Origin of the sequence: Actinacidiphila acidipaludis, from assembly GCF_019890725.1 — a bacterium.
Lineage (GTDB): Bacteria > Actinomycetota > Actinomycetes > Streptomycetales > Streptomycetaceae > Actinacidiphila > Actinacidiphila acidipaludis.
Genome location: NZ_JAINZZ010000007.1, coordinates 11,548 through 27,852, shown reverse-complemented (window position 1 = coordinate 27,852; position 16,305 = coordinate 11,548). Strand labels below are relative to the sequence as shown.

General features: G+C 72.5%; 12 protein-coding genes. 3 read left to right on the top strand and 9 right to left on the bottom strand.

Going from position 1 to position 16,305, the window contains the following annotated elements:
* Entirely contained in the window at window positions 1-153 is a 153-nt protein-coding gene (locus tag K7862_RS08450) for a hypothetical protein (RefSeq protein WP_222961823.1), read from the bottom strand.
* A 140-nt stretch (window positions 154-293) separates the two neighbouring features.
* Here K7862_RS08450 and K7862_RS08445 point away from each other — a divergent pair, with 140 nt between their 5' ends.
* Window positions 294-1,403, top strand: coding sequence for a M48 family metallopeptidase (locus K7862_RS08445; RefSeq protein WP_222961822.1), 1,110 nt, complete (start codon window positions 294-296; stop codon window positions 1,401-1,403).
* Here K7862_RS08445 and K7862_RS08440 read toward each other — a convergent pair.
* From K7862_RS08440 to galE, 6 genes are all read right to left on the bottom strand, one after another.
* Window positions 1,327-2,466 carry an SCO2583 family membrane protein gene (locus K7862_RS08440; RefSeq protein WP_262412854.1) on the bottom strand — a complete coding sequence of 380 codons (1,140 nt, stop codon included), beginning with the start codon at window positions 2,464-2,466 and terminating at the stop codon, window positions 1,327-1,329. The two genes, K7862_RS08445 and K7862_RS08440, sit on opposite strands and share 77 nt — an antisense overlap.
* A gap of 64 nt (window positions 2,467-2,530) precedes the next feature.
* Window positions 2,531-2,950, bottom strand: a complete 420-nt coding sequence (locus K7862_RS08435; protein ID WP_222961821.1) for an SCO2583/SCO2584 N-terminal domain-containing protein — start codon at window positions 2,948-2,950, stop codon at window positions 2,531-2,533.
* Window positions 2,951-3,056: 106 nt separating this feature from the next.
* Window positions 3,057-4,343, bottom strand: a complete 1,287-nt coding sequence (locus K7862_RS08430) for a glutamate-5-semialdehyde dehydrogenase (protein ID WP_222961820.1) — start codon at window positions 4,341-4,343, stop codon at window positions 3,057-3,059.
* 75 nt (window positions 4,344-4,418) lie between these two features.
* Entirely contained in the window at window positions 4,419-4,913 is a 495-nt protein-coding gene (locus K7862_RS08425) for a DUF8830 family protein (protein ID WP_222961819.1), read from the bottom strand.
* A gap of 155 nt (window positions 4,914-5,068) precedes the next feature.
* Window positions 5,069-6,202 carry a glutamate 5-kinase gene (gene proB, locus K7862_RS08420; protein ID WP_308011903.1) on the bottom strand — a complete coding sequence of 378 codons (1,134 nt, stop codon included), beginning with the start codon at window positions 6,200-6,202 and terminating at the stop codon, window positions 5,069-5,071.
* A gap of 43 nt (window positions 6,203-6,245) precedes the next feature.
* Complete coding sequence (gene galE / locus K7862_RS08415; RefSeq protein WP_222961818.1) at window positions 6,246-7,217, bottom strand: UDP-glucose 4-epimerase GalE; 972 nt, start codon at window positions 7,215-7,217, stop codon at window positions 6,246-6,248.
* Between the two features lie 317 nt (window positions 7,218-7,534).
* Here galE and K7862_RS08410 point away from each other — a divergent pair, with 317 nt between their 5' ends.
* Both K7862_RS08410 and K7862_RS08405 read left to right on the top strand, forming a co-directional pair.
* Window positions 7,535-9,721, top strand: coding sequence for a PIG-L family deacetylase (locus tag K7862_RS08410; RefSeq protein WP_222961817.1), 2,187 nt, complete (start codon window positions 7,535-7,537; stop codon window positions 9,719-9,721).
* A complete protein-coding gene (locus K7862_RS08405) occupies window positions 9,721-12,339 on the top strand; it encodes a YfhO family protein (protein ID WP_222961816.1) in 2,619 nt (872 codons plus the stop codon). The genes K7862_RS08410 and K7862_RS08405 overlap by 1 nt, the downstream gene beginning before the upstream one ends.
* Here the strand turns inward: K7862_RS08405 and K7862_RS08400 are convergent.
* Window positions 12,273-13,415, bottom strand: a complete 1,143-nt coding sequence (locus tag K7862_RS08400; RefSeq protein ID WP_308011902.1) for a glycosyltransferase — start codon at window positions 13,413-13,415, stop codon at window positions 12,273-12,275. The two genes, K7862_RS08405 and K7862_RS08400, sit on opposite strands and share 67 nt — an antisense overlap.
* Window positions 13,412-16,285: a bifunctional glycosyltransferase/CDP-glycerol:glycerophosphate glycerophosphotransferase gene (locus K7862_RS08395; protein ID WP_222961815.1), complete on the bottom strand. Its 2,874-nt coding sequence runs from the start codon at window positions 16,283-16,285 to the stop codon at window positions 13,412-13,414. Before K7862_RS08395 ends, K7862_RS08400 begins: the two co-directional genes overlap by 4 nt.
* Between the last annotated feature and the right edge of the window lie 20 nt (window positions 16,286-16,305).

Here is a 16,305-nt window from a genome sequence, read left to right as displayed (position 1 = left end):
TCAGTCCCGGTTGAAGCGGGTGGTGATCCACAGGAGGATCAGCAGGACACCCAGTGCGCCGAACCCGGTCAGGTAGGGGCTGAGGCTGTTGTGCTGCCCGCCCTCCGCGAGGGTGGTCAGGGGGGTCAGGGCGGTGGCTGCGACGTTCGACATGATCGACGGGACCCTTTGCGGACTCGGGGACGGACGGGGGACACTCTTCGGCACATCGTACGGGCGGCGCCGGGGGAACTTCGCGTCGGCACCGCGCGTCCAGAGTATGTACCGGTTGGCTATCAGGGGGTTGGGCCAGTATGTCCGAGCCGAACGAACGGAACGAGCGGCGGGTCAGCACCGAGAAGCTGCCTGGACGCACCCGCAGGCGGTTCCCCGACATCTCCTCACGGGCGTACGAACACCCCGCCGACCGCTCGGCGCTCGTCGCGCTGCGCAAGCTCAGCGGATTCGACACCGTCTTCAAGGCGTTGAGCGGCCTGCTCCCCGAGCGGAGCCTGCGGCTGCTCTTCCTCTCCGACTCCGTGCGGGTCAGTGACGAGCAGTTCGCCCACCTCAACGCGATGCTGCGGGACGCCTGTTACATCCTGGACCTGGAGAAGGTCCCGCTGATGTACGTCACTCAGGACCCGAAGCCGAACGCGATGTGCATCGGCATGGACGAGCCGATCATCGTGGTGACCACCGGCCTCGTCGAGCTGCTGGACGAGGAGGAGATGCGGGCGGTCGTCGGCCACGAGGTGGGCCACGCGTTGTCCGGCCACTCGGTCTACCGGACGATACTGCTCTTCCTGACCAACCTGGCGCTGCGCGTCGCCTGGATCCCGCTGGGGAACCTGGCGGTGCTGGCCCTGGTGACCGCCCTGCGCGAGTGGTTCCGCAAGTCCGAACTGTCCGCCGACCGGGCGGGCCTGCTGGTCGGCCAGGACCTGCAGGCGTCCATGCGCGGCCTGATGAAGATCGCCGGCGGCAACCACCTCCACGAGATGAACGTGGACGCCTTCCTCAAGCAGGCCGACGAGTACGAGGCCGCGGGCGATCTGCGCGACTCGGTGCTGAAGATCCTCAACGTGCTGCCGCGCAGCCACCCGTTCACCACCGTGCGCGCGGCCGAGCTGCGCACGTGGGCCGCCTCCCGCGACTACCAGCGGCTGATGGACGGCCACTACGCCCGCCGCACCGAGGACAAGGACACCTCGGTCTCCGACGCCTTCAAGGAGTCCGCGGCCCACTACGCCGACACGGTGAAGCAGAGCAAGGACCCGCTGATGGGACTGATCCGCGACTTGTCGAACGGCGCCGGCGAGTTCGGCGGCAAGCTGCGCGACCGGTTCACAGGCTCGAACGGGAACCAGGGGCCGTCGGAGGCGGGGTCAGGGCCGTCGCCCGAGCCGGATCCTGCGGGCTGAGGCTCGCGCTGCCCGCGGTGGTCAGCGGCGCGCACACCGGCCCGACCGGGCTGTCCTTGGCGAAGGGGTTCACGCCGCCGATGCCGCCGACGGCGTGCCCGCCGGCCAGGATCGGACGGAAGTAGCCCTCCGCGCCCTCCCCGCAGGACAGCGGCCCGGCGGCCACCTGCGCGTCGACCACCTGGATGTGCCGCTGCTGCAGGTCCTGGTGGCTGAACCGGAACAGCATCCGCCGCCGCACGGTGAACAGCGAGACGGGCGTCGCGGGCTTGCCCGGGCCGCGCAGCGCGTAGACGAAGGTGTGGTCGGCGGTGATCTCGAGCGCGCTGTCCTTGACCTGGCCGGTGGTCACATAGCCGTCGACCCGCACGCCGTTCTCGCCGCCGACGAGCTGGAGGTGCTCGGCCGGGTCGAAGCGCACCAGCCAGCCGGTGGCCTCATGGCTGCCGTCACCGCTCGGCCGGGTGACGCTGGCCTCGAACTGGTCGAGCTGCCCGGGGTCGAGCAGGTTGCGCACCGCGCCCACGTCGCCGCCGGTGACCGCCTTGGGGTCGAGCGACGACTCACCGATGTAGTCCTTGATGGTCGCGAAGGCCTGCATGACCTCGCTCTCCGCGAAACCGCCCACCCGCTCGGCCCCCTGGAACTGGATGCCGTCCGTCCCCACGCGGTACGCCGCGGCCGGGCTCCCCGCGAACGGATCGGCGGCGGACACCGCCGCCACCGTGCCGGCCGGGACAAGCGGGGTGACGGAGACCGCGAGCGGCGGGGGCGGGCCGCCGGAGTCGGCGTGGTAGGGGTGGCGGACGCCCATGTAGATGGCGAAGCCGAAGGCGACCGCGAGCAGCAGGATCAGCGCGAACGCCTGCCGGGCGAGCGAGCGCGGGAGCGCGTGCCGGATCCGCACCGCACGGGCCGCGCCGTCCAGCCGCTCACGGGCGGAGTACTCCTGGATCCGGGCAGCCCGGACGAACGACTCGTCGAACACGACGGATCTGTACTCGTCGTCGCCGCCCGGAGCGCCCTCGGGGGCGCCCTCGGGAGGATTTCCGGGCCCGCTCATATCACAAGGTTAAGTCTCTGAGCGTGCGAATAAACGCCTCGGTACCGGTCAACTTGACACCGGATCAGGGCAGTGGCGTGGTGGCCACCGGCGGCATGGTCCTGGTGCCCACCGGGCTGGTCGTGGAGGGCGCGCTGGGCTGCCGGGTGCCGCCCGCCCCGCGGTAGACCGCGGCGAAGGTGAGTGCGACCACCCCGATGCCCATGACGACCGCCAGAGCCCAGGCGACCGGCCGGTGCCACCGGGTGGAGCTCCCCCGGTACGGATGACCGGCGGCGTACAGCTCATCGGTCCCGGTCACCGTGTCGTCCAGTTCCGGGACGAGACGGGACTCGCTTCTGTGCCGTCCCGGCCTGGCGGGCGGTAGCGCTGGACCTTCGGCGACGGCGAGCATCCGTTCCCTGGCCGTGGGCTCGTGGAACAGCGCAGACCGTACGAATTCTTCGTCGAGGACTACGGAGGCGAACTCGTCATCGTCCGGCATCTGTCCAGAGTAGTGCCGAAGTTGGCTGTTTGGGCAGGGGAATTCCAGCTCCCGCGCAGGTCCCGACCGAGGGCCGTGGGGCGGGTGGGACGGGACGAGCCGCCGGTCAGCGGATGTGACCGTCGCCGGTGACGACGTACTTGGTGGAGGTCAGTTCCGGCAGTCCCATGGGCCCGCGGGCGTGCAGCTTCTGGGTGGAGATGCCGATCTCGGCGCCGAAGCCGAACTGGCCGCCGTCGGTGAACCGGGTGGAGGCGTTGACCATGACCGCGGCGGCGTCCACCTGCTGGCTGAACCGGCGGGCGGCGGGCTGGGAGCCGGTGACGATGGCCTCGGTGTGCCCGGACGACCACAGCCGGATGTGCGCGACGGCCTCGTCCAGCGAGTCCACCACCCCGGCCGCGATGTCGTACGACAGGTACTCGGTCTCCCAGTCCTCGGCGGTGACCGGGACCACGGTGGCCTTGCTGCCGCAGGCCTCGGCGACGGCCGCGATCCGGGCGTCGCCGTGCACCGTCACCCCGGCGTCGGCCAGGGCGTCCAGGGCGCGCGGCAGGAAGCTCTCGGCGATGTCGCGGTGCACCAGCAGGGTCTCCGCGGCGTTGCAGACGCTGGGCCGCTGGGCCTTGGAGTTGACGAGGATCTCCACGGCCATGTCGATGTCGGCCGCGGCGTCCACGTACACGTGGCAGTTGCCGGTGCCGGTCTCGATCACCGGGACGGTGGAACCCTCGACCACGGTCCGGATCAGCGAGGCGCCGCCGCGCGGGATGAGCACGTCGACCATGCCGCGGGCCCGCATCAGCTCGGTGACCGACTCACGGCCCTCGCCCGGCACCAGCTGCACCGCGTCGGCGGGCAGGCCGGCGCCGCCCACCGCGTCGCGCAGCACCGTCACCAGGGCGGTGTTGGAGGAGTACGCCGAGGAGGAGCCGCGGAGCAGCACCGCGTTGCCCGATTTCAGGCACAGCGCGGCGGCGTCCACCGTCACGTTGGGCCGCGCCTCGTAGATGATGCCGACGACGCCGAGCGGGACCCGCACCTGGCGCAGGTCCAGGCCGTTGGGCAGGGTGGAGCCGCGCAGCACCTCGCCGACCGGGTCGGGCAGCGTCGCCACGTGCCGCACGTCGGCGGCGATGGCGGCGATCCGCTCGCGGGTGAGCGTCAGCCGGTCGATGATCGCCGGGCTGGTGCCGGCCTCCTCGCCGCGCGCCACGTCCTCGGCGTTGGCGGCCACGATCTCCTGGGTGCGGACGATCAGGGCGTCGGCGATGGCCTCCAGGGCGTCGTCCTTGGCCGACCGCGGCAGCGGCCCGAGCTCGCCCGCGGCGGCACGGGCGCGGTAGGCGGCGAGCATCACGGGGGACTTCGGCAGCGGCGAGGGCAGGTCCATGAGTGCAGGGTAGTGCGTGGGCGGACCGCCGTGCCGCCGCTGTCCACCAGGGGGACGGGCCTGCCGGGGCCCGGCTCAGAACGGGTGGACGCCCACCGGGACGGCCGGCGCGGGACCGTAGCCCTCCGCGAGGCGCTGGTGGTAGGTCTCGCGGTCGATCACCTCCAGGCCGACCGTCTCCCACGGCGGCAGACCCGCGGTGGACCGGTGCTCGCCCCACAGGCGCAGGGCCAGCGCGGCGGCGTCGTGCAGGTCGCGGGCCTCTTCCCAGTACCGGATCTCGGCGTGGTCGCCGGCGTAGCGGCTGGTCAGCAGGAAGGGGTGGTCGTGGGCGAGCTGTTCCAGCCCCCGTCTGACCTCGGGCAGCGGCGCCATCGGGCCCGAGACGCTGAGGGTGACGTGCCACAGCCGGGTGGCCGGCTGCTCCGGCTCCTGCTGCCCGGAGGGTTCGTGGTTCCCCTGCTGCCCGTGCTGTGCGTGCCGCGTCTGTGCCGGGATACCGCTGTCGACGCTGACCAGCGCCCGCTCCGCGGCACTCCTGGACGACGGCCCTGGACGCCCTCGTTTCACCGGCGGCCTCCCTGGGGGGTGACGTTCCCGGGACCGTCCGCCTGGCGGTGCGGGCGGCCCCTGCGCATCGAATCCACCCCCCAGTTGACCAGGCCCACGGGGGCCGCGGGGCGGTTTTCCCCAAGAAGCCCCGAAGGAGCGCCCGGCTCCGGCGATCAGCGGCGCGCGGCCCGCAGGAGCACCAGGTCGTCGCGGTGCACGACCTCGCGTTCGTACGCGGGACCGAGTTCTCTGGCGAGGTCCCGGGTCGAGCGCCCGAGCAGCCGCGGCAGTTCCCTGGCGTCGAAGTTGACCAGCCCGCGGGCGACCGCGCGGCCCGTCTCGTCGAGCAGGTCGACCGGGTCGCCCGCGGTGAACTCGCCCTCGACCGCGGTCAGTCCGGCCGGCAGCAGCGAACTGCCGCGTTCGGTCACCGCGCGGACCGCACCCGCGTCCAGGCGCAGCGCACCGCGCGGTGCGGAGGCGTGCGCCAGCCAGAGCAGGCGGCCGGCCGAGCGCTTGCCGGTGGGGTGGAAGTAGGTGCCGGTGGGACGCCCGGCCAGCGCGTCGGCGGCGTGCACCGCCGAGGTGAGCACGACGGGCACCCCGGCGCCGGTGGCGATCCCGGCCGCCTCGACCTTGGTGACCATCCCGCCGGTGCCGACGCCCGCGCGGCCGGCGCTGCCGATGGAGATCCCTTCGAGGTCCGCGGGACCGGTGACCTCGTCGATGCGGCTGGTGCCCGGGGTGCTGGGGTCGCCGTCGTACAGGCCGTCGACGTCGGAGAGCAGGACCAGGAGGTCGGCGCGGACGAGGTGGGCGACGAGCGCGGCGAGCCGGTCGTTGTCGCCGAAGCGGATCTCGTCGGTGGCGACCGTGTCGTTCTCGTTGACGACCGGCAGCGCGCCCATGCTCAGCAGTTGTTCCAGGGTGCGGAAGGCGTTGCGGTAGTGGGTGCGGCGGCTGACGTCGTCGGAGGTGAGCAGCACCTGGCCGACGCGCAGCCCGTAGCGGGCGAAGGAGGCGGTGTAGCGGGCGACGAGCAGTCCCTGGCCGACGCTGGCCGCGGCCTGCTGCCGGGCGAGGTCGCGCGGCCGGCGGTCGAGGCCCAGCGGCGCGAGGCCGGCGGCGATGGCCCCGGAGGAGACCAGCACCACCTCCCGGCCGTCGCGGGCCTTGGCCAGCACGTCGACCAGGGCGTCCACCCGGTCGGCGTCGAGCCCGCCGGAGGCCGTAGTCAGTGACGACGACCCGACCTTCACCACAATCCTGCGGGCCTCCGCCACGTCCTGCCGTGCCGCCGGTGTCACCTGCGCCGTCCTCGTGTCGCCGTCTGCCGCCCCGACCTCCGCCCTACGCGGGGTGCCGCAGCCGCCAGCCCGCCCAGGCCGAGGTCACCATCGAGCGGACGTCGTGCTGTGCCGTCCAGTCGAGTTCCTTGGTGATCGCCTCGGCCGAGGCGACGACCCGGGCCGGGTCGCCGGGGCGGCGCGGCGCCACCTCGGGTTCGAGATCAGTGTGGCCGGAAACCTCCGCGATGAGCGCGACCATCTCGGCAACCGAGACGCCCTGGCCGGTGCCGATGTTCAGCACCAGGCGGGCCTGCGGGTCCTCGGTGAGCCGGCGGACGGCGGCGACATGGGCGGCGGCGACGTCCTCGACGTGGATGTAGTCGCGCACGCAGGTGCCGTCGGGGGTCGGGTAGTCGGTGCCGAAGATCAGCGGCGCCTTCCCCTGGGTGAGCCGCTCGAAGACCATCGGGACCAGGTTGAACACGCCGGGGTCGCCGAGTTCGGGGCGGGCGGCGCCGGCCACGTTGAAGTAGCGCAGGCTCGCGGTGGCCATGCCGTGGGCCCGGCCGGTCGCGCCGACCAGCCACTCCCCCGCGAGCTTGGTCTCGCCGTACGGGCTCATCGGCTCGCACGGGGTCTGCTCGGTCACCAGGTCCACGTCCGGCATCCCGTAGACGGCCGCGGACGAGGAGAACACGAACCGGCGCACCCCGGCGTCGGCGGCGGCCTCCAGGACGGTGCGCAGCCCCTCGACGTTCTCCCGGTAGTACCAGAGGGGACGCTCGACGGACTCGCCGACCTGCTTCTTGGCCGCGACGTGCACCACGCCCTCGACCTCGTGCTCGCGCAGCACGCGGTCCAGCGCGGCGCGGTCGAGGACGCTCCCGCGCTCCAGCGGCACGCCCTCGGGCAGCCGCGCCGGGTCGCCGGTGCTCAGGTCGTCGAACACGACGACCCGGTGTCCGCTGTCGGCCAGTGCCTTCGCGACGTGCGAGCCGATGTAGCCGGCGCCGCCAGTGATCATCCAGGTCATTCGGCCAGTCTATCCGCCGCCCCGGACCGCCCTCCCTGGCGCCTGCTGGGGCTGGCGTGACGGCCGTTACCGAACCATGACCCACCTCCGGACAACGCGCCTCAGTGAATGTCCGTCAAACAGATCGGAAGTCGTGTGTGAACGGTCGACATCCCCTGTTCCGGCGAATGATCACTCATCGTGGCGCATGTCGTGAACAGGGATGTATGCGCCTTATCGGAGGTCATGAGAGCATGTCGCGGCATGGGGGGCGATCCTCGCGGATCGCCAGGCGGGGGGTGCTCGCCGCAGGAGTCGCCGGGATGTCAGGAGCCGCCGTGGCCACTCTGCACCGCTGGAGCGGCGGTGGCACGGGAAGCGGTGGCGGCCGGATCGTCCCGGTGCCGGGTGAGGGTGTCCAGCTCCCCGTGGCCACCGGCGGGTCGCCGGTCACGGTCGTGCAGTTCGTCGCCCACCCGGACGACGGGCTGTACTTCATGAACCCCGACGCCGAGCAGGAGATCGCCGCCGGGCACACGGTGCTGACGGTCTGTCTGACCGGCGGCGAGGCCGACGGCCGCAACTTCGCCCCGCACGACCCGCGTGCCCGCCACGCCAGGCCCGACCGTCCGGGCTTCGTCCGCGCCCGGATGAACGGGCTGCGGCGCGCGCACGCGGTGATGGCCACCGGCGACGAGACGAGCCCCTGGGACGTGCGGGTCGTCCGGCCGATAAGCGGCTGGGAGGCCGAACTCCACAGCCTGCGCGCGGCGCCGCACGTCCAGCTGCTGTTCCTGGCGCTGGTCGAGGCCCGCGGGGTGGCGGCCTGGCGGCCGCAGAGCCTCAAGGGCCTGTGGCAGAACGCGGTGCTCTCACTCCCCCAACTGCTGCCCGCGCACTCGCCGATGCGGCAGGCGACCCACGTCACCCGGACCCGGCTGGTGGCGTGCCTGCAGGCCATACTGCGCGAGTACCGGCCGACTGTGGTCCGCACCCTCGACCCCAACCCGGAGCACGACCCGGTGCACACCGGCCACCGCGGCTACGCGCCCGGTCACGGCCTGGCGTACTACGACCACCAGGACCACACCCACGCCACCTACTTCGTGCAGCAGGCGCTCGCCGCCCACTGGGCGACGCAGGCCCGGCCGCAGATGTCGGTCGAGCACTACCTGGGGTACGTCAACGCCCACCTGCCGTGGAACCTCGACGGCACGGCCGTCCGCCACAAGGCCCGTCTGCTGGACGTCTACGGCTGGAGCGACCACGGAAGCTGCGGCGACCCGTCGGGGTGCGGCGACCTGAAGGTGGGCGGCGGCGCGCTGCACGGCGCGTGGGTGCAGAGCACCCGCTACCGCGCGCCCGGCGCCTCCTCGTGGGCCGCCCGCACCACCGACGGCAGGCTCGCCGGCTTCGCGCTGCTCAGCGGCCAGGCCGTGGTCTGGTACGAGACGACGGCGGGCGGCGGGCAGTGGGCCGGGCCGGTCCCGCTGGAGGGCCGGGGCCTGGAGGGCCAGGTCTCGGTGGTCGTCCGCGAGGGCGGCGCACTGCAGCTCTTCTCTGTCAGGACCCATCTGCCCGACACCCGCGGGACGGGTGTCCACCACCGCGAGGTGGTCACCGCGGTGCAGACCGGCACCGCCCGGGACGGCCGGCCGCTGTTCTCGGCCTGGGTGAGCCTGGGCACCAGCGAGGTGAACCCGGTGGCCTCCATGGAGATGGGCTTCCCCGAGGCGGCCGCCGGCCCCGACGGTTCGGTGTATCTGGCCGTCCGCGACCAGGCGGGCGGCGTCAGCGTGCGCGTCCAGTCACCGCACGGCGTGTGGTCGCACTGGGCGCGGCTGCCGAAGGCCGCCGAGTCGGGCGTGCGGGTGCTGGACGGGCTGGGGGTGGCCGTGGACTCGGCCGGCCGGGCCCATGTGTTCGCGCCCGGCCAGCGCAGCATCCTGCACTGGACCTCCCCGGGCCGGGGGCGGCCGTTCGCGCTCGCCCGGCCCACCGGGCTGTCCGGTTCCTCCGGTCCGATAAGCGCTCTGGCGATGCACGACGGTTCGGTGCGGCTGGCCTACCGCGAGCCACGCTCGGCCCTGGTGACGCTCGCCGAACTGCCCGCGTCCGGCGGCACCGCGCGGCCGCTGGCCCTCAGCGAGCCGGGCGGCGGCTTCGGGCGGGTGGCGATGGCGCACTCCGGACCGGCTCAGGCCGCGCCCGGCGCGGTGGCGCTGGCCACCCGCAACTCGGCGGGCTGCGTCTCGGTCGCCACCGCGGGACCCGCGCTCGGCCCGTGGTCCCACGGTTCGGCCCCGCACGTCCACGCACCCGCGCTGGCCGAGGACGCCCAGGGGCGCATGGTTGCCCTGGCCGTCGGCGCGGACGGCGCGCTGTGGACGGTGCGCCCCGACGACGGCGGCACCGGGGGCGGCACCGCCCGCTGGGCCCCGGCCGTCCCGAACGCCCGCGGCGGCACCGCGGTCACCAGGGCGGCCGGCTCGTCCGGACCGCACAGCACCGGAAGGACGGCGTGATGGCGATCGCCGAGGCGACGGCCCACCCCGTGACCACGCGCCCGCGCGGCGTCCCGCGGATCGGCCTGCGGCCGCTGCGCACCTCGGAGACCGCGGCGGCGCTCGGCTCGGCCGTGCTCACCATGGCGGCGTACTGCCTGGCGATGGCCGTGCACGGCATGTACCCCTTCGGGCCGCGCTCGCGGGCGGTCAACGACCTGGGCAACCAGTTCGTGCCGTTCCACGCGCACCTGTGGGACCTCCAGCACGGCACCGGCTCGGGCGACCTGTTCTTCAACTGGAACAGCGCGTTCGGCACGCCGTTCCTGCCCGACTTCTTCGCCTACCTGTGCAACCCGTTCTCCTGGCTGACCGGCCTGTTCCCCCGGCACATGGTCGACTTCCCGGTGTTCCTGGTGACCCTGCTGAGCGCCGGGCTCGCCGCCGCCGTCATGACGGCGGCGCTGCGCTGCCTGCGCCCGGGCTCGCCGTGGCTGCGGGCGCTGCTGTCGGTGGGGTACGCGCTGTGCGCCTGGGCGGTGAACGACGCCTCGCCGGACCCGATGTGGATGTGGGGGCTGGTCGGGCTGCCGCTGCTGGTGATCGCCTCCGACTGGTGCCTGCGCGAGCGCCGCTGGGCGGTCGGCGTGCTGCTGGTGGCGGCGGTGTGGGTGGGCAACTTCTACACCGGCGCGATGGCCACGCTCGCCGCCGCGCTCGTCCTGGTGCTGCGGCTGACCGTCGCGGCCGCTCCCCCGCGGGTGGCCGGGCGGGTCCTGCTGCGGGCTGCCACGATGGCAGGGGTGGGCGTCCTGCTCGCCGCGCCCGTCCTGACGGTGAGCCTGGCGGCGACCCGGTCGGCGCAGCCCGCGCCGACGATGCCGTACACCCGGGCGTTCGGGCCGCTGGACTACCTGGCGCAGCTCCTGCCCGCCGGGCGCGCGCCGTTCAACGCCCCGAACATCGCCGCGGGCATGCTCGTGCTGCTGCTGGTCGCCGCGCTGCCCTTCCACCGCGCGGTGGCCCTGCGCGAACGCGTCGGCTGGTACGTGCTGGCCGCGCTGGTGGCGCTGTCGTTCGTCTGGAAGCCGACGGTGCTGCTCTGGCACGGCATGGCCGTCCCCAACGGCAGCCCCTACCGGGCGGCGTTCGTGCTCAGCGGGATCCTCGTGATGGCCGCGTGGGTGTGCCTGGCCGCCCGGCCGGGAGCGCGCGCGCTGCTGCCCGGCGCCGGACTGCTCGCCGTCCTGGTGCTGCTGGTCCACGGCCGGCCCGCGGTGCACGGCCAGACCTGGCCGGCGGTCGCCGGCGGCGGACTGTTCTTCCTCGCCGGTCTGCTGCTGCTGACGCGGGTGCGCGGACGCCGGCACTCCCCCTGGGTCCGCCGGACGCTGGGGGCCGCGCTGGCGGCGGGCGTCCTGCTCGGCTCGGTGCAGTCGGTGTGGGCCTCGACCGTCATCCGCGACAAGAGCCCCTGGTTCACCCCGAAGCTCACCATGAACGCCCAGGCGGCGGCGGAGTACCGGCAGTTGCGGACGGCTGCCACGTGGCCGGTCGCACGTACCGACCCCGGGCAGCAGCGCTTCGCGAACAACGACCCCATGCTGGTGGACGCCGAGGGCGGCGCCTACTACAGCAGTTACGTGCCCGCCGTCACCGCACGGCTGATGCAGTCGCTCGGCATGGGCTGGTACATCCAGGGCCGCCACACCATCAGTCCCGGCGACCCGGTGAGCAGGGCCGTGATGAGCATCGGCTCCTACCTGCCGAGCACCACGAACGCCGTGCGCTCCACCGGCGGCGCCGCACCCCTGGTCACCGTCCGCCCGGCGCTGCCGGCCGCCGGCGGATCGCCCGGCGACTCCGTCTTCGCCCGGCAGGAGCGACTGCTGGGCTCACGCGTCTACCAGGTGCCGGTCCTGCGTCCGGCCGCCGGCGCCCCACCGGTCGCGGACGGCTCGACCTGGCTGGTCCCGCAGGCCCGCAAGGGCCAGCCGTGGACGCACTTCTCCGCGACCTGCGCCCCGGGCACCCAGGTGTGGGTGAGCACGCCGTGGCTGCGCGGGTGGGTGCTGGGACTGGGCCGGCAGCTCACCTCGCACGCCATCCGTCCGGTGACCAGCAGCGCGCTGATGCCGCTCGGGGTGACCCCGGCAGGCGGTCGCATCGACATCGCGGTGGCCGGACGGCTCGGCCCGCAGGAGATCCCCCGGCAGGCGCTCGGCTGCCTCAGCACCTCACGACTGGCCACGGCGGTCGCTCGTCTCCGGGCCGCCGCCGCCACCTCGATCCACGTCGGCGGGCACCAGGTCGGCGCCGAACTGCCGCGCGGCAGCCGGGGGTTCGCGGTGATCACCACCCCGGCGGTGGACGGCTGGAGCTGTTCCGCGGACGGCGGCCGGGCCCACCGGCCGGTGTCCTACGGCGGGCTGATCGGGGTGCCGCTCGGCGCCGGGGCCTCCCGTGTCTCGTGCGGCTTCACCCCGCCGGGCCTGTCCAGGGGACTGGCGCTCGGCGGGGTGGGGCTGCTGGCACTGCTCGGGGTGGCGGGCCGCCCGGTGTGGACCCGGGTTCAGAGCTCCAGGAAGGCGAAGAGCTCTTCCCAGCGGTTGACGATGGTGTCCGCCGAGAACCGCTGAATGTTGACGACGGCACGCTCGCCCATGGTGTCCCGCAGCTGCTGGTCGCCCATCAGGACGCCCAGCTGCCGGGCGAACGCCTGGATGTTGCCGGGCTGGGCGAGCAGGCCGTCCTCGCCGTCCTGGATGATCTCCCGGACGCCGGGGGCGACGTCGAAGGCCACACAGGGCAGCCCGGTGACCATGGCCTCCAGCAGCGTCAGCGGGAAGCCCTCGGCACGGGACGGCTGGGCGAACACGGACGCGCCGTAGAGCGCGCCGGGGACGTCGCCGGTACGTCCCATCCACTCCACCGTGCCGTCGATGTCGAGCCGGTGCGCCTGCTGCTTCAGCAGCTGCTCGTCCTCACCGGCGCCGTAGATCCGCAGCGTCCAGCCGGGGTGCTTCGGGGAGACCATCGCCCAGGCGTCGAGCAGCATGTCGATGCCCTTCTCCTGCGCGAGCCGGGCCACCGTGGTGACGACCTTCTCGCTGCGCGGCGAGGTGCGCTCGGGCACCCACGGCAGCGGGTTGGGCATGAAGTCCACGTTGTTCATGCCCTGCCGGATCCACAGGTCCGCGTCCTCGGCGGTCAGCGGCAGCAGACGGTCGACGTCCTTGTAGTGCCGCTGCACGCGCGCGAAACGCGACGACTGCCGGCACGCCTCGAACGACTCGTGGCTCATGCCGATCACCTTCAGGCCGGAGGTGTCGGAGAGGTTGACCCACTCCATCGCCCAGACCTGGGTGACGATGACGACGGCGCCCTGACCCGCGCCCCGGAACATCGCCGACATCTTGTCGGCCTGCTCCTGCATGCCCTGCCGGCGCTTCTGCTGCATCCGGCGGGCCTTGACGTTGGCCTTGTCCTTGAAGGTCCGCGGCGACCACGCCTGCGGCGGGTGCTCGTCGTAGAGCGTGGTGGTGTCGTACGGCAGGTCGTCGGCGAGCTTGTGGCGCACGGTCGACGGCGTGATCCCGACCAGGTGCACCCGGTGGCCGCGGGCCGCGAAGAGCCCCGCCATCTGGTGCGACCAGGTGGTGATGCCGCCGAGTTCGTCCACGCTGTTGCAGACGATGAAGATGTCCCGGTTCACTTCTTGCTCCCGCGGCGGAAGAACTGGTCGACGATCTGGCGCGCGGCGTCGCCGCGGTCGTACTCGCCGTACTCGGCGACGAAGCGCTTGCGGGCGTCCGCCCAGGCGATGTCGGTCCCGGACAGGTCGTCCAGCGCCGCGTACAGCTCGTCCTTCTCCTGCAGCACCGGACCGGGCGCGTGTTTCGTCAGGTCGAAGTACGTGCCGCGCAGGCTGTTGACGTACTCGTCGAGGTCGTAGGCGAAGAACAGTATCGGCCGGTCGAGCAGCGCGTAGTCGAACATCACCGACGAGTAGTCCGTGATCAGCGCGTCGGCCATCAGGTAGAGCGGGGTCACGTCGTGTATGCGGCTGACGTCGATCACGCGGCCGCGGACGGACGGCGGCAGTACCACGTTGTTGAGGTAGTGCGACCGCATCAGCAGCACGTACCGGTCGCCGAAGCGGTCGGCGAACTCCTCGACGTCGAAGGGCGGTTCGAAGCGCCGCACCCGTCCGTCGGGGCCGCTGCGGAAGGTCGGCGCGTAGAGCAGCACCTTGCGGTCCTCGGGGATGCCGAGTTCCTCGGCGAGCGGCCCGCGCACCCGGGAGCCGCCCTCGGTCTCCGCCTTCCAGGCGGCGACCAGTGCGTCGTTGCGCGGGTAGCCGGTGCGCACGACCTTGGACTCCGGCAGCCGGAACGCCGGGACCAGGGTGCGCACGTCGTGCTCGGTGCGGACCAGGAAGTGGTCGAAGCGGTCCAGGATCTCCTGCTGCGACGCCTGCTGGTCCTTGGTCTTGGTCCGGAACTCGGGGCTGTCGAAGCCCATCTTCTTCAGCGCCGAGCCGTGCCAGGTCTGGATGTACGTGGTCTCCGGACGCTTGGCGAGCTTGATCGGGTAGCTCTGGTTGTCCACCCAGAACTCGGCCTGGGCCAGGGCCCGCAGGTACTGCCAGGACCAGCGCTTGACGAGTTCGGCGTCCTTGGGGAAGTCGTCGGGCTTGCCCGCGTAGGACCAGATCGGGGTGAACTTGATGCCCTGGCGGCGCATCTCCTCGTAGATCGCGCGCGGGCTGTCGCTGTACTGCTTGCCCAGGTGGCTCTCGAAGACCACCGTGCCCTTGCGGACCGGGAGCTTGAGGAACACCTCGTGGTAGGCGCGGATCTTGGTGACGCCGGACTTCAGGTCCTTGCGGACCTGCTTGGCCTTGCGCAGGCCGGCCCGCGCCACCGCGCCCGGCGCGCCCTGCAGCGCCTGGTCGATGGCCTTGCGGCTGCGGCGGCTCATCGAACCGGCCGCGACGAGCTGGAACGCCAGGTGCCCCTTGGCCGAGATCTCCGGCTCCAGGGTGTCGGACACCAGCCGGGTCAGCCGCGGCCGGGACCGCAGGCGGTCGCGGCCCTCCAGCGAGGTGTCGCCGACGGTGAGCCGCGTGGTGGTCTTCTTGCCGTTGACGCTGAGCACCAGACGGACGTCCCACACGGCGTCGATGAAGCCGAGCGGCCGCAGCTTGCTGGCGAGTTCCGCCTGGGCGGACCAGCCGATGAAGTCGCCCTCGTGCTGCAGCGTGTCCACCGGGAAGGAGAACTGCTGCAGCGACTTGCGCCGCGCCTTGAACTCCAGCTGGGCGCTGAGCCGCGCGTCGGGCGGGATGACGCCCAGCGGGTTGACGATCCGCCCGGCCAGCCGGATGCCCTTGGCGTCCTGGTCGTACGCGGTGAGGGCGTTGCGCAGCACCATCGCGTCGACGGTCGCGGCGTGGTAGCCGAGTTCGGTGACGTCCAGGATCTCCCGGGCGCGCGGGTCGTCCAGGTGCTCGGCGCACCAGTAGACGCGGCCGTCGCGCTCGGTGAGCGTGGAGGAGACCTTGCTGCGGTTGATGAGCGTGTCGACCGCGGTGATCAGGTTCGGCCAGTCCTCCTGCATCAGCAGGTAGGCGCAGATGCGGTGGATCGGCAGCAGCGCGTCGTAGGCCGCGTCGTCCATGCCGGACATGTAGGCGCGGGCCAGTTCGGCGAACTGGTGCCGGAAGCCCTGGTCGCGGAACGGCAGGTCGCGCAGGTGCAGGACCAGGTCGTGCTTGAGGAACTTGATGTCCTTGGCGAGCCGCAGCTCGTCGTGGCCGCCGTCGCGCAGCAGGCCGTCGATCCGCCGGTGGATCTCGATCCGGTCGGTGAAGTTGGTCAGCTCGTGGCGGCGGTTGGTGACCGACTTCTCCTTGGCCTTCTCCCGGACGTGCCAGTAGTAGACCTCGTTGGGGATGAGCGTGATCCGCTGCGCCGCCAGGTAGGCGCGCGCCGCGAACAACAGGTCCTCGTAGAGCAGGCCCTTGGGGAAGCGCAGATCGTTCTCGCGCAGGAACTCCAGCCGGTAGCACTTGTTCGTGGACAGGGTGTCGAACACGAACAGGTCGGGCAGCTCCAGAACGGAGTCCAGCACCCGGGTGCTGCGGTACAGCCACTCGTACCACTTGTCGATCTTGCCGTTGCGGCTGTCGAGGAAGGTGCGCACGCACAGCCCGGACACCATGTCGGCGCCGGTGCGCTGCGCGGCCTCCAGCATGTTGCGGCAGGCGTTCAGCTCCAGGACGTCGTCGCTGTCGAGGAACATCACGTACCGGCCGGCGCACTTGGTGATGCCGAGGTTGCGGGGCTCACCGCCGGCGCCGCTGTTCTCGGGCAGCTGGTAGGCGCGGACCCTGCCGGGGTGCGCCGCCGCCAGTTCCTGGGCGACCTCGAAACTGCGGTCGGGGCTGTGGTCGTCGACGATCACCACTTCGACGCTGTGCAGGGTCTGGTCCAGGACGGACTGCACCGCGGTCGGAAGGCGCTCGGCATCGTTGTAGACGATGACCACGACGCTGACGACAGGATCAATGTTCTCGCTCATCAGGCGTCATCCTACAAGAG

What these genes read in the sequence shown, in the direction of transcription:
- K7862_RS08435 (WP_222961821.1), bottom strand. Translation starts at nt 2,950, where the DNA reads ATGCCGGACGATGACGAGTTCGCCTCCGTAGTCCTCGACGAAGAATTC.
- K7862_RS08450 (WP_222961823.1), bottom strand. Translation starts at nt 153, where the DNA reads ATGTCGAACGTCGCAGCCACCGCCCTGACCCCCCTGACCACCCTCGCG.
- K7862_RS08405 (WP_222961816.1), top strand. Translation starts at nt 9,721, where the DNA reads ATGGCGATCGCCGAGGCGACGGCCCACCCCGTGACCACGCGCCCGCGC.
- K7862_RS08440 (WP_262412854.1), bottom strand. Translation starts at nt 2,466, where the DNA reads ATGAGCGGGCCCGGAAATCCTCCCGAGGGCGCCCCCGAGGGCGCTCCG.
- galE (WP_222961818.1), bottom strand. Translation starts at nt 7,217, where the DNA reads ATGACCTGGATGATCACTGGCGGCGCCGGCTACATCGGCTCGCACGTC.
- K7862_RS08445 (WP_222961822.1), top strand. Translation starts at nt 294, where the DNA reads ATGTCCGAGCCGAACGAACGGAACGAGCGGCGGGTCAGCACCGAGAAG.
- K7862_RS08395 (WP_222961815.1), bottom strand. Translation starts at nt 16,285, where the DNA reads ATGAGCGAGAACATTGATCCTGTCGTCAGCGTCGTGGTCATCGTCTAC.
- K7862_RS08430 (WP_222961820.1), bottom strand. Translation starts at nt 4,343, where the DNA reads ATGGACCTGCCCTCGCCGCTGCCGAAGTCCCCCGTGATGCTCGCCGCC.